The sequence below is a fragment of the Acidovorax facilis genome (assembly GCF_023913775.1).
GTDB lineage: Bacteria > Pseudomonadota > Gammaproteobacteria > Burkholderiales > Burkholderiaceae_C > Acidovorax > Acidovorax facilis.
In genome coordinates this window covers 1-12,112 of record NZ_JAMXAX010000160.1, presented here as the reverse complement: position 1 = coordinate 12,112, position 12,112 = coordinate 1, and the positions used below count along the sequence as shown (strand labels likewise).

Here is a 12,112-nt window from a genome sequence, read left to right as displayed (position 1 = left end):
ACTGCGAGCGGCCACACCTATCGCTGAAAATGCAAACGCCCGATGCGGTGCATCGGGCGTCGTTGGCCGGATAGTCCGGCTGCAGTTTTAAACCGTCCTGGGTGTCAACGCTATTCAGGACGGGTCAGTGCGTGGCCTATTTGGTGCCAAAAATCCGGTCGCCCGCATCGCCCAGGCCCGGCAGGATGTAGCCGTGGTCGCTCAGTTCGCGGTCAATCGCTGCGGTGAAAATCGGTACGTCGGGGTGTGCCTTTTGCATGGTCGCGATGCCTTCGGGGGCGGCCAGCAGGCAGACGAACTTGATGGAGCGGGGGTTGAGCTTTTTCAGGCGGTCTACGCAGGCGGAGGCCGAGTTGCCGGTGGCGAGCATGGGGTCCACCACGATGATGTCGCGCTCGTCCATTTCGGACGGCATCTTGAAGTAGTACTCCACGGGCTGCAGCGTGGCCGGGTCGCGGTACAGGCCGATGTGGCCCACGCGGGCGCCGGGCACCACGTTGAGCATGCCATCCAGGAACCCGTTGCCCGCGCGCAGGATGGAGACCAGCACCAGCTTCTTGCCGTCGATGACCTTGCCAGTCATAGTCTCCAGCGGGGTTTCAATCTCGATGTCCTGCAGCGGCATGTCGCGCGTGACTTCATACGCCATCAGCGTGCTTAGCTCCCCCAGCAAGCGACGAAAGCTGTTGGTGCTGGCGTCCTTTCGACGCATCAGCGTGAGCTTGTGCTGGACGAGGGGGTGGGTGATGACGGTGACGTTGTTGTTGGTAGCGGTGCTCATGGCGCGGCCTTTGGTCTGCAGGGGGTGAATGAATAGCGGTGGCCGTATTTTGACGGCACTTGTGCCACGGCCCGTAAAAGCCGGTGTGGCCCAGGCCAGCAGTTGCCTTGGAACTGGCGTCGACCCCTTGGGGCGCCGCAGGCGACTCAGGAGGGGCTAGTGTGGTGTTGCACGCTAGCCGGCACTTAAAACCGCGTCTTTTCGGCCAGTGCTGCGTTGCAAATCCTCGCGATACCTACGGGTATCGCTGTGGTTTGCGCCTTGCCCTGACCAAAAATCCATTGGTTTTCAATGTGCCGTCAAGCGTGCAACACCACACTAGTCCGCCAGAAACCGCGCATAGCGCGCCAGGTCGACGTTGCCGCCGCTGATGAGAACGCCCACGCGCTCACCGTGCAGCAGCTTGCCTCCGTTGTCAGCGCCCGAGAAGGCCTGCGCACCCGCATAGGCCAGGGCGCCGGTGGGCTCCACCACGATCTTCATGCGCTCGGCAAAGAAGCGCAGGGATTGCATGAGCTGTTCGTCGCTCACGCTGATGATGTCTTCGGCATGGTCGCGGATGATGGGGAAGGTGAGCTCGCCCAGCGCCTGGGTTTGCGCGCCGTCGGCGATGGTGTGGGGCGTGGGGATGCGCACGATGTGCCCGGCGCGCAGTGACTGCTGGGCGTCGTTGCCCGTTTCGGGCTCGACACCCACCACGCGGCACTGGGGTGCCAGGGCCTGCGCGGCCAGCAGGCTGCCTGCCAGCAAGCCGCCACCGCCCACGCAGACAAACAGGTAGTCCAGGTCGGGCACTTCTTCAAACAGTTCTTTGGCGGCGGTGCCCTGGCCCGCAATGACGTGCGGGTGGTCAAACGGCGGCACCAGCGTCATGCCGCGCTCCAGCGCCAGGTGGCGGCTGATGGCTTCGCGGTCTTCGGTGTAGCGGTCGTAGGTGACGACCTGGGCGCCGTAGGCCCGTGTGGCCGCCATCTTGGAGGCGGGCGCGTCTGCGGGCATGACGATGACGGCGGGCATGTCCAGCATGCGGGCCGACAGCGCGATGGCCTGCGCGTGGTTGCCGGCCGAAAAGGCCAGCACGCCGCGCTCGCGCTGCTCATCGGTGAACTGGGCCAGGGTGTTGAAGGCGCCCCGGAACTTGAAGGCGCCGGTGCGCTGCAGGTTCTCGCATTTGAAGAACAGTTGCGCACCCAGCAGGTCGTCGGCGGTGGTGGAGCGCAGCACCGGCGTGTGGTGCGCCATGCCCTTGAGCCGGTGCGCGGCGGCGGCCACGTCGTCGTAGGTGGGCGGGGTGAGGCTGGGCAAGGTCATGGCGGCATCCCTGGTGGCGGGGCAAACGCTTGCCCCTTCAGCCCTCGGATGATAGCGGGTTGCCGCGTGGTTTCAATCCAAAATGGCCTTACGCGCTTGTGTGGCAAGCGCGAGCAGCTATAGATTTTGATGGTTGATGGTGGGTCAGCCCAGCTCGCTGAACCGTTGCAGCGGCGTCAGTGCCGGGAAGTCGCCCGCGCGCTTTTGCTTCATCGCCGTGACCGACTCGCGCACATGCTGGTTGCTCCAGATGGCGCCTTGCAGCCAGCCCATCTGGCGCAGGCTGTCTTCCACACTGTGGTCGCGGGCGTAGTTCACGGCCTGTTTGGTGCCCCAGATGGCCACGGGCGGCTTGCTGGCGATCTCTTGCGCGCACTGCAGCGCGGCGGCAAGCATCGCTTCTTGGGTCTCGAACACTTCGTTGACGAGGCCGTAGCCCAGGGCCTTGGCTGCGCTCAAGCGGCGGCCGGTGTAGGCCAGCTCTTTCACCACGCCCAGCGGGATCAGCTTGGGCAGGCGCTGCAGCGTGCCCACGTCGGCCACCATGCCGATGTTGATCTCCTGGATGCAGAAGAACGTGTCTGCCGTGGCGTAGCGGATGCAGGCGGCCGTCACCATGTCCACCGCGCCCCCGATGCAGCCGCCGTGGATGGCCATGATGACGGGGATGCGCAGGCTTTCGATGCGGGTGAAGGTGGCTTGCATGTCGGTGAGCAGGTCAAAGATGGCGGCGCGGCCCTCGGGGCTCTGGTCGTCCATGGTGATGGCGCCGCCAAAGGTTTCCAGTGCCATGCCTGCGCTGAAATGTTTGCCGGTGCTGCTGATGACCAGCGCCCGCGCTTCGCCCGCCTTGTTGAGCTGGGCCAGCACCTCGTCCAGCTCGCGCCAGAAGGTGGGGTGCATGGTGTTCATGGCCTCGGGGCGGTTCAGCACCAGATGGGCCACGTGGTCGGTGATGCTGAGGGAAAAGCAGGTGAGGGTGTTCATGGGGTGCCACTGTAGACCGGTGAGTGCAGGCCGGGTCGTCGCCTGGGTGACTTTGAGCGATTTTGGCTGCCAGCACTTATCTGGTAAGCGTTGGAAGCTATTAAATCAGGAGTATTTGGGGTGCGCGGCTGGCGCTGCGGTGCACCCCGCGCCATGTTACGCGCGCCACACGGGCTGCGCAGGGGATGTGGCCCTCGTCTTGCGGCAAGGCAGGGCCGGTGATTGGCGTACACGCTGGGGGTTGCGTGCCGCTATGCTGCGTGTCGGCGCAGCGCGGCTCCTTGCTGCGACTGCCACCTTTCGCCGACCCCACCAGGATTTCCCGCCATGAAACTCATCCGTTACGGCCAGCCCGGCGCAGAACGCCCCGGCCTGATCGACGCCACCGGCACGCTGCGCGACCTGTCCATGCTGCTGCCCGACATGGGCCCGGCCCAGCTCAACCCGCGCACGCTTTCTGCCCTGGCCGCCATCGACGCAAGCCGCCTGCCGCCCGTCTATGGCACACCGCGCCTGGGCAGCCCGGTGGCTGGGGTGGGCAAGATCGTGTGCGTGGGGCTCAACTATGCCGACCACGCGCGCGAGGCGGGCCTGCAGCCGCCCGCCGAGCCTGTGTTGTTCATGAAGGCCGTGACGGCGCTCAGCGGCCCCAACGACGATGTGCGCATTCCGCCCGGCGCCGTCAAGACCGACTGGGAGGTCGAGCTGGGCATCGTCATCGGCACCCGTGCGCGCCAGGTGGCCGAGGCCGATGCGCTGCAGCATGTGGCGGGCTATGTGCTGGCCAACGATGTGTCTGAACGTGCCTGGCAGATGGAGCGCGGCGGCCAGTGGGACAAGGGCAAGAGCTACGACACCTTTGCCCCGATCGGCCCGTGGCTGGCCACGGTTGACGAGGTGCCCGACCCGCACGCCATCGACCTGTGGCTGGAGGTCAACGGCCAGCGCGTGCAAAACGGCAGCACCCGCAACTTCATCTTTGGCGTGCCCACCGTGGTGTCGTACATCAGCCAGTTCATGACGCTGGAGCCCGGCGACGTGGTGCTGACTGGCACACCCGCAGGTGTGGGGCTGGGGCAAAAGCCCGCCCCCTGGTTCCTCAAGCCCGGTGATGTGATGCGCCTGGGCGCCACGGGCCTGGGTGAGCAGGTGCAAAAGTGCGTGGGGGGATGAGTCGGGCGGTGGGCCTGGTGCGGTTCACACGGCGTAGCGCTCTTGGGGCCGAACCTATTTGCCCAGCTTGCCGATCAGCAGATGGTCCTTGGTTCGCCAGCCAGCCTGCTCCGGGGTGCTGACCCTGAAGATTTTCAGGTCCGCCTGGCTGGCGTGCTTGACGCGGTAGACCTTGAAGCTGGCCTGGTTGGCATAGGCCACAAAGAACCAGATCGCATCGCCGCTGGCCTGGGTGGCGTAGTGCACCTCGTGCCAGCACAGGTCGGCCTGGCTTTCATGCGCCACCTCGCAAATGTGGGCGTCGGCCTGGTTTTCGTATTTCACTTCCAGGATCTTGGCCATGGGCATCCTTTCGGGCGGTGGTTCGGGCGGGGGCTTGTCCTTCCAAGGGTATCCAGACTTTGGGCGCGCCAGCCCCCGGGTTGCCCTGTAGAGATGTAAGATTTTGAGTAAAAACAGGGCCTGGCGCTTGATGGGAAAGCGCAAGCAGCTATCAAATTGGGAGTGCGAGGAGCAACCAGGGCCCGGTGGCGGGTCAGTTCTCCACCTGCACAGACTCTACAAACACCAGCTCGCAGGAATTGGCCCCGGAATCCGATCGTGTGAGCGAACTCGTCCAGCGCCAGCCGCTGGGGTGTGTCACCTCCACCAGCCTGCCGGTGATGCGGATGTAGGCCCCCGCACGGGCCTTTTTGAGCGCCCGCTCCACCACGGGCGTGGCTGCAATCATGTGCATGTTGGCTGACGACTCGATGATCTCCTGCAGCGGGATGGGCGGTTGGTCGCGCCAGGTGTAGCGGTACCAGCGGCCGCCCTGGGTGATGTTCAAGGCTTCGTACACCGCAGGGTCGGCCATGCGCTTCCAGCCCAGGGCCAGGTCCAGCGGGGACAGCTCGGCCTCCTTGCCCACGTAATAGTCTTCGCGCGACAACACCCGTGCGCGCACGGCAAACGTGGCCAGTGGCTTGACCTGGTAGCCCCGGAACTCGAAAGCCGCCTGGCTGGTGGCCTCCTGTACGGGGCTGTCGGCCATTGGCTGAGAGACAGCGGCCAGCCCGTGGTTTTGCAGCCGCTGGTCGGCGTAGTGCACCCTGAGCTTCTCGACGGCAAAAAACGCCACCAGCAGGGCCATGGCGAGCTTGAGGAGGGTGGAGACGTTCATGGGCATACACAAGAGTCACGGAATTGTGCACAGATGCAACCTCAGGTAACGCCGAAAGGCGCTCCACCGATTGGCGACATCCGCTGACAGCCCGGGGGGCCGCACCCCCGCAGCGGTGGGCCCGGGTGGCGTGCACAGTGGCCGGATGCGCGTGCAACCTTTTCCCCCTCAAGTCTGTGTGTTCCATGACCGCTGAGCTGCTTCCCGCCCTGGGCTTTGTGCTGGTCGGCCTGCTGCTGGTGGTGATGACGTTGACCAGCTCCTTCATCGCGCGCGTGCCGCTCAGCTCGGCCATCCTGTACCTCGCCGTGGGCGTTGGCATTGGGCCCTGGGGGCTGGGCCTGCTGGTATTGGACCCGGTGGGTGATGCCCCGCTGCTGGAGCGGCTGACCGAGATTGCCGTGCTCATCTCGCTGTTTACCGTGGGCCTGAAGCTGGATCTGCCCCTGCGCGACCGGCGCTGGCGCATTCCGGTGCAGCTGGCCACCGTGTCGATGCTGATCACCGTGGGCGCCATCGCCGCCGTGGGCGTGTGGCTGCTGCACCTGCCGCTGGGCGCTGCCGTGCTGCTGGGGGCCATCCTGGCGCCCACCGATCCGGTGCTTGCGTCCGATGTGCAGGTGTCCGACCCGCAAGACCGTGATCGCTTGCGTTTTGGCCTGACGGGCGAGGGCGGGCTGAACGATGGGGCGGCGTTTCCGCTGGTGATGCTGGGTCTGGGCCTGATGTCGCTGCACGACCTGGGCGAGAGTGGCTGGCGCTGGTGGGCGGTGGACGTGCTCTGGGCCGTGGTGGGTGGCCTGTTGATTGGCTACCTGCTGGGCGTGGTTGTGGGCCGGGCCATTTTGTACCTGCGCATCCGCCACCGCGAGGCGCTGGGCCCGGACGAGTTCATGGTGCTGGGGCTCATCGCGCTGGCTTATGGCGTGGCCTTGTTGTGCCATACCTACGGCTTTCTGGCGGTGTTTGCTGCCGGGCTAGCGCTGCGGCGTGCGGCGGCGGAACCAGCGGCGTCCGTGGCATCACCTGTTCAAGGCGACAACAACGATGGTGAAGCCCCCCTGGCCGCACAGGCGCCGGGCCACATGATCGAGTCGGTCGAGCGCTTCAACGCCCAGCTGGAGCGCCTGGCCGAAGTGACCGTGGTGCTGGTGGTGGGTGCGCTGCTTTCGGTGGTGGACTTTGGCACCGAGGTGTTGTGGTTTGTGCCCGTGCTGCTGCTGGTGATCCGCCCGCTGGCGGTGTATGCAGGGCTGGTGGGCGCCAAGGTAGAGCGCTCGCAGCGCCGCCTGATCGCATGGTTTGGCATCCGGGGCATTGGCTCCATCTACTACCTCATGTACGCCATCACACACGACCTGCATCCGGTGATTGCGCAGCGCCTGCTGGCGATCACGCTGGCGGTGGTGGTGGCGTCGGTGCTGCTGCACGGTGTGTCGGTAACGCCGCTGATGCGGCGCTACGAGGCGCGCCGCAAGACGAAGGCACAGCGGCCACGGTGAGTTAGCAAGACCGGTTCAATCGAAAATGACCGCTAGCGCTTTATCTGTATGGTTTTGTTGCTATGAGTTTTGCGGTTTTTGGGGGAGGTGCGCCCCCCGCTCGCCGCACCTCAGAGGCTGAGAGTTTTTTAGCCGAGCCCGAAAGGCGCGCGAAAACGCCTCGGATCTAGGCGCAAAGCACAGCCATAGCTCGGGCTATGGCGAGCATTTGCAACGACGAGCCGGGGCGTTTTCGCGTGCAAGGCGGGCATGGATAAAAGACTCTCAGCCTCTCAGACCCAGGTGTCGTGGCAAGGCACCTGGGCGGGGGCCAGGTTGATGTACTGCACCAGCCGGGGCTGCGTGCCCCGATTGGGGCTGGGGCCATGGGGCAGGGCCTGGTGCCAGATCACCAGATCGCCCGCGCCCGCGCCGATGGGGGTGGCACCCAGCGCATGCAGGTCTTGCTGGCGGGGCTCGACCCCAGCGGGTAGCTGGGCCAGCCAGTCGCCCACCCGGCGGTGAAAGCCTGGCACCAGGGTGAGGGCACCTTGTTCGGGGGGCGTGTCGGTCAGGTACAGGATGCCCTGGGTGGCAAAGGGAATAGGCTGGTGCAGGCTCACATCCCAGTGCATGCCCTGGCCGCCGTAGGGGTAGCCGGGGCGTTCTGGAGGGTTGAAGCCACAGCGGTCGGTGCTGCGCCACAGGTCTGCCGTGCCCCACAGCTGCGCAAATGCCTTGTGGATGCGCAGGGAACGTCGGTTGACGTCGAATGCCGGGTGCTGAAACATCTGCACCATGGTGTTGCGCGGGGCGTGGGCGTACCACGACTCCACATCTGCCGGGTCGGCGCGCACGGCCTCCCACACCGCCTGTGCGGCGGCGGCGCAGTGCTCTGGCGTGGTGGCCTGGCGTACCACCACATAGCCATGCTCGTCCCAATGCGCCAGGTCGTCCGCATCCAGCACGGGCTCCATCGCATCGATCCGGGCCTGCAGCTGCAAGGCCGCTTCGGGCGCCGGGCCGCCATCCACAAGGGCTTGAATCCGCGCCACGGTAGCGGCATCGGGCGCGCCCGCCGTGCGCACGATCCAGTCCTCAAAGGCAGCGAACTCCGGGGCCTCGCGCAGCACGTATTGCATGGTCTGCTCCAGCCCCACACCCAGCGCGGCCAGCACGATCTGTGTGCGGTGGGCCTCCGCTTCGGCGCCCTTCAAACCCTGGCCCTGGCGTGCGGCCATCCAGCGTGACCAACAGCGTTTGAGGTGTGGGACCTGCAGGGCGCCCCTGTCCGTATCGGGCGGCAAGGAGCCAGACGCTGTTGGGGGCGTGGTGGTTGCGATCGGGGAGTGCATGGATGGAGCAAATCAAAAACGGTTCGGGGTCACAAGGCACGGCCCGCGCCGAACCCTGCGCGCAGGCCTGCCGATTTTGCAGGGTGGTCCGCCATCACCGGGCCAGGGCCACATCGCCTGCAAGCCGCTGCGCCACCACATTGCGCACAGACGCCGGGGCGCTCTCCAGCAGGCTGGGCCATTCCGTTTTGGCCCGCGCCACCGTGTCGCGCAACAAGGCCAGGTGCCGGGGCACGCGCAGCAGCCCGGCCGATTTCATCAGGCCTTCCATGTCGTCCCAGGTCAGCGCCCGCAGGGTGTTGTCGATGGCGCGGTTCACGGCATATTGCTGGTCGGGCACGCCCTCAAAAAACGCGGCCACACACACCGGGTCGTACACCGGGGCCAGCTGTGGCACGCGGCCGTCGGGGTAGACCAGGGCCCAGTTTTTCAGGTGCGCGTCGGTGTTGCCCATCAGGATGAAGGCCACCATGCGCGCCAGAAACTCGCGCGTGTCCAACACCGGTTGGCGGCTCAGGCGGTTGAGCACGCGCAGCATTGTGGCCCAGTCCTGCAGCGCGCCCTTGCCATGGGTTTTGCCGTATTTCTGGCGCGGCGTGTAGCCCAGCACCTGGTTGAACTCTTCCATGTGCACGCGGGCGCCGCCGGGCAGGTGGTCAAAACGCTGCACGGCCAAAATTTCGTTGAAGGGCACGGCATCGGGCAGGTCGGCCTCGGCCCGGGTGATGACGCGCACATCGGCGCAATGCAGGCCCAGCGCCTTGCACAGCTGGTAGCCGGTGAACTCGTTGGCCACGAGGTCGGGGTGGGCTGTGGTGGGCAGCTTCAAGATCACGCTGCCCGCCGCGCCCTTGCGATGCACCGTGTAGCGGCGGCCGTCCTGCACCGCGCTGAACTTGGTCACCACGCCGGGCAGCGAGGCCGCGTCTTCCACCGGGTATTCCACAAACCCCGGCTCCAGCACATCGAGCCCCTGCGTGGTGTGCCAGTGCCGCACCACGTCCGGGATGCCGTCTTGCGCGGGCACAGGCGCCACCTCCAGCGCGCCCATCAGGTCGTGGCCTGCGGCGGCCAGCAGCTCGAACTCGTCATCGGGGCTACAGCCACGCTCGTGCGCAAGCCGCTCGCGGTTGTGGCCCTCGGGCAGCAGGTTCTGAAAATACACCGGCCAGCGCCCATCGGTGCGCACCAGCCGCGCATCCCGCGCCGACGCGAGGATCTGCTGCGTCGCGGCCTCGTCGGCACCCTGAAAGCTCAGCGACAGGGTGGGGCGCTGCGGGTTGCGGATGTAGCTCTCGTCAAACGACACGCGCAGGATGTCGCCGTATTGCGAGAGGTAGCCAATCGGCTCGCGACCGCCCGCCGCCCCGTCCGCCTTTGCCGGGCGGTGCAGGTACAGGCGCAGGTAGCGGATGGAGGTGCTCATGGAGTGTTGCTACCGTCAGCGGCGCAGACCATCCACCACGGATGGCGGCGCATCCACCCCCTCGGGCTGGCCCAGAAACTTGCCTCCCGACTGGATGAACGCCTCCAGACTGGGCCGCAGGCTGCTGGGCACGGCAATGATGTCCATGCCCAGCACGCGGGCCATTTCAGCCAGGGTGGAATAGCGCGGGTCCAGGTCGCCGCCTTCAGTGCGCTGCACCGTCATGCGGCTAAGGCCTGCACGCTCGGCAAGCTGGGCCTGGGTCATCTGGTGGGCCTTGCGGGCGGCGGCAAGGGTAGGTATGAGGTCAGTAGGCATGATGCTATTTATACTCTTAATATTTTAAAAGAGTATAAATTTTATCTTTTCGCAAAGTTTTTTGACCCAACGGGAGCGAGAAGTGGCGGGTATGCCGCTACAGGTCAGGCCCAGTCTGTGCCACCGTTCCGGCGGGACTGCCCGGAACGGCCGCAATGCAGCGGCTGCAGTCCGTAATGTCGGCCCTCTGAGTTCACGGTCTGGGCCACTCAGCGCTCATTCACGCGCATGCGACACCTCGGACCCAATGGCCTGGTTCAAAGTTCGGCTGACCTTGCCAGCCAGCCGGTACGTTCACCACGCCCGAACCTCTATTGACATCGGCCCATTCGGCGTGGACTTGCATGCAGCTCAATGAACCCGCAGCACCTCAAATTGCTGTCGGATTGAAGCGACCTGTATCGACACCTCGTCACCCTCGCATTTACCCAGCATGGCCCCGCCCAAAGGGGCCTCGCTGCTGATGACTTGAACGAGCTGTGCGCCGCTGACCAACTTCATGCTGCCCCCATCCGGGCCGAGGAAGAGCTGCTGCTCCTTGTCGTCAGAATCAACCAGGCAGACCAGCGCGCCGAGTTGGATACCTTTGCTGGCGTCGTAGGGGCGCGGGCGGAATTGGCGCCAATTGGCTATCGCCTGGCGGATGGCTTCGGCGCGGCGAGCTTGGCCGGTGGCCAGGTAGGCGGCTTCGAGTCCTAATGTGTCGTATTTGTTTTCGGCGATGTTTTCTTCGTGAGTGGCCGTTTCATGGGCCGCCCGCATTGCCTGTTCTGCTTGCACCAGGTCTTCGGCGAGCCGTTCCAGCACCTGCTTCTGCAGCAAAAATTTATCCATGATGAAGGGGCGGCATCTCGAACAAGCGGGGGTAAGTCTTGATTGTGAAGGACTCCACCAGCCCTCGACGCTCTTGTTGGCTACCGTTACCTTCAGCTAAGTGCACGCTGCTAGCGATGAGATCATTGATGGATCCCATTGCCAGGTACGAAGGGATAGACTGAGCTATGCAAAGATTTCCCCTCAGCGTTGTTGCAGCCGTTCGTTGGTTGGCTTTTGCAATTTTTTGCTTCGGCATTGTCACTGTCGGCCAAATGCTGATTTTTTATCAGGTCACGCGTTGGGGGAGGTTTGTCTGTCCAGAAGGGTGGTGGCGTTCGTCGCCCGGACTCTGTGCTTTTCCACCCGTATCAATTTCGATCTGGTCGATTAGCTACGCTGCAGTTTCGATACTTCTTGTTTGCACTGGCGTGTTGCTCGCGCCCTCACATAAGCTGAAAGCTTGCGCGACCATGCTGATCGCGTTGATGAGTTGGCAAGCCTACATCCTCATCGCCAAATCGTTTTCTTGGGTGGCTCTCGGGTCGCTGTGTGCAGTGGTTGGCATAGCAACATGCTTTGGCCTTGGCGCACTGGCTTCGCGTAGCCCATCATTGCGGCGAACGTACGCAAATATTCCCGCTCCTCAGTAGATCAAGCATCCGTTGCCGGTAGCCGTGGACGGCTCGTATTGGTCAATAGCAACAGTCGTTGCAACGGGTGCAACGGGCCCTGAGCAGACGGTGGGCACCATTTCCCTAAACAGTCATCTATTCACAATCCGGCTTGCTCACAGTTCGAGCGATGCTGTTGGAGATCCTATATCGCAGGTTTCTCGGTCTAATTTACGTTGGGGGGCTATCAAGGCCTCCGCGCTGTATAACGGTATTCACCTGGGTATTAATGCCACTCTCGAAGCCAATGACCAGCCCGCTAACTCGCGCGGCGGTCCTCACCGCATTCTTCTTTGTCTCGCTGGGCGCCTTCCTGGACCTTGTTCAAGGGGGCCGCTTCGTTTTTTTCTACGGCGCTCAGTACACGCAAGCGGCGTTGGTGGCCTTTCTCTTCCTCCTCCCTGCCTGCGCCGGTCTGTTGCTCACCCAACCGCGTTTCACTGCCCAAATGCAATGGCGCTATCCAACTCGTTGGGTGCGCTGGCTGTTCATCAACCCTCTCATTGACCTTGCCCCTGTTTCGTGTAGTTCTTAACCCACGATTCACGCGGCCTTTTTGCGCTGTGCCTCGTACCAGCGTTGTTCGTACTGCATCGGGCTGAGGTAGCCCAGCGAGGAATGCAGCCTGCGG

General features: G+C 64.4%; 13 protein-coding genes. 3 read left to right on the top strand and 10 right to left on the bottom strand.

Going from position 1 to position 12,112, the window contains the following annotated elements; genetic code table 11:
- Positions 1 to 136 precede the first annotated feature (136 nt).
- The 3 genes from upp to NFX52_RS26880 form a co-directional block, all read right to left on the bottom strand.
- The gene (upp, locus tag NFX52_RS26890) at positions 137 to 781 is read right to left on the bottom strand and encodes a uracil phosphoribosyltransferase (RefSeq protein ID WP_055401174.1); all 645 of its coding nucleotides are present in this window, start codon (positions 779 to 781) and stop codon (positions 137 to 139) included.
- Positions 782 to 1,099: 318 nt separating this feature from the next.
- The gene (locus tag NFX52_RS26885; protein WP_055401172.1) at positions 1,100 to 2,092 is read right to left on the bottom strand and encodes a threo-3-hydroxy-L-aspartate ammonia-lyase; all 993 of its coding nucleotides are present in this window, start codon (positions 2,090 to 2,092) and stop codon (positions 1,100 to 1,102) included.
- A gap of 144 nt (positions 2,093 to 2,236) precedes the next feature.
- Positions 2,237 to 3,079, bottom strand: coding sequence for an enoyl-CoA hydratase-related protein (locus tag NFX52_RS26880; RefSeq protein WP_055401170.1), 843 nt, complete (start codon positions 3,077 to 3,079; stop codon positions 2,237 to 2,239).
- A 327-nt stretch (positions 3,080 to 3,406) separates the two neighbouring features.
- Between NFX52_RS26880 and NFX52_RS26875 the strand changes: the two genes are divergently transcribed.
- Positions 3,407 to 4,252 (top strand): fumarylacetoacetate hydrolase family protein, encoded by an 846-nt coding sequence (locus tag NFX52_RS26875; RefSeq protein ID WP_055401168.1) that lies wholly within the window; start codon positions 3,407 to 3,409, stop codon positions 4,250 to 4,252.
- Between the two features lie 54 nt (positions 4,253 to 4,306).
- Here NFX52_RS26875 and NFX52_RS26870 read toward each other — a convergent pair whose 3' ends face one another.
- Positions 4,307 to 4,594, bottom strand: a complete 288-nt coding sequence (locus tag NFX52_RS26870; protein WP_055401176.1) for a 7(1) septoil knot domain-containing protein — start codon at positions 4,592 to 4,594, stop codon at positions 4,307 to 4,309.
- A gap of 193 nt (positions 4,595 to 4,787) precedes the next feature.
- Positions 4,788 to 5,414, bottom strand: a complete 627-nt coding sequence (locus NFX52_RS26865) for a hypothetical protein (protein WP_055401166.1) — start codon at positions 5,412 to 5,414, stop codon at positions 4,788 to 4,790.
- Between the two features lie 185 nt (positions 5,415 to 5,599).
- Between NFX52_RS26865 and NFX52_RS26860 the strand changes: the two genes are divergently transcribed.
- On the top strand, positions 5,600 to 6,916 hold the full coding sequence (locus tag NFX52_RS26860; RefSeq protein ID WP_055401164.1) for a cation:proton antiporter: 1,317 nt from the start codon (positions 5,600 to 5,602) through the stop codon (positions 6,914 to 6,916).
- Between the two features lie 272 nt (positions 6,917 to 7,188).
- Here the strand turns inward: NFX52_RS26860 and NFX52_RS26855 are convergent, their stop codons facing one another.
- The 5 genes from NFX52_RS26855 to NFX52_RS26840 all read right to left on the bottom strand — a co-directional run bounded on the left by NFX52_RS26855 (position 7,189) and on the right by NFX52_RS26840 (position 10,828).
- Complete coding sequence (locus tag NFX52_RS26855) at positions 7,189 to 8,250, bottom strand: phytanoyl-CoA dioxygenase family protein (RefSeq protein WP_242701330.1); 1,062 nt, start codon at positions 8,248 to 8,250, stop codon at positions 7,189 to 7,191.
- A gap of 94 nt (positions 8,251 to 8,344) precedes the next feature.
- Positions 8,345 to 9,676 (bottom strand): type II toxin-antitoxin system HipA family toxin, encoded by a 1,332-nt coding sequence (locus tag NFX52_RS26850; RefSeq protein ID WP_055401161.1) that lies wholly within the window; start codon positions 9,674 to 9,676, stop codon positions 8,345 to 8,347.
- 15 nt (positions 9,677 to 9,691) lie between these two features.
- Positions 9,692 to 9,994: a helix-turn-helix transcriptional regulator gene (locus NFX52_RS26845; protein WP_055401159.1), complete on the bottom strand. Its 303-nt coding sequence runs from the start codon at positions 9,992 to 9,994 to the stop codon at positions 9,692 to 9,694.
- Positions 9,995 to 10,214: 220 nt separating this feature from the next.
- Complete coding sequence (locus NFX52_RS31170; protein ID WP_156358826.1) at positions 10,215 to 10,340, bottom strand: YXWGXW repeat-containing protein; 126 nt, start codon at positions 10,338 to 10,340, stop codon at positions 10,215 to 10,217.
- A 5-nt stretch (positions 10,341 to 10,345) separates the two neighbouring features.
- Positions 10,346 to 10,828, bottom strand: a complete 483-nt coding sequence (locus tag NFX52_RS26840) for a GreA/GreB family elongation factor (RefSeq protein ID WP_055401157.1) — start codon at positions 10,826 to 10,828, stop codon at positions 10,346 to 10,348.
- Positions 10,829 to 11,728: 900 nt separating this feature from the next.
- Between NFX52_RS26840 and NFX52_RS26835 the strand changes: the two genes are divergently transcribed.
- On the top strand, positions 11,729 to 12,016 hold the full coding sequence (locus NFX52_RS26835) for a hypothetical protein (RefSeq protein ID WP_252635896.1): 288 nt from the start codon (positions 11,729 to 11,731) through the stop codon (positions 12,014 to 12,016).
- The last annotated feature ends 96 nt before the right edge of the window (positions 12,017 to 12,112 follow it).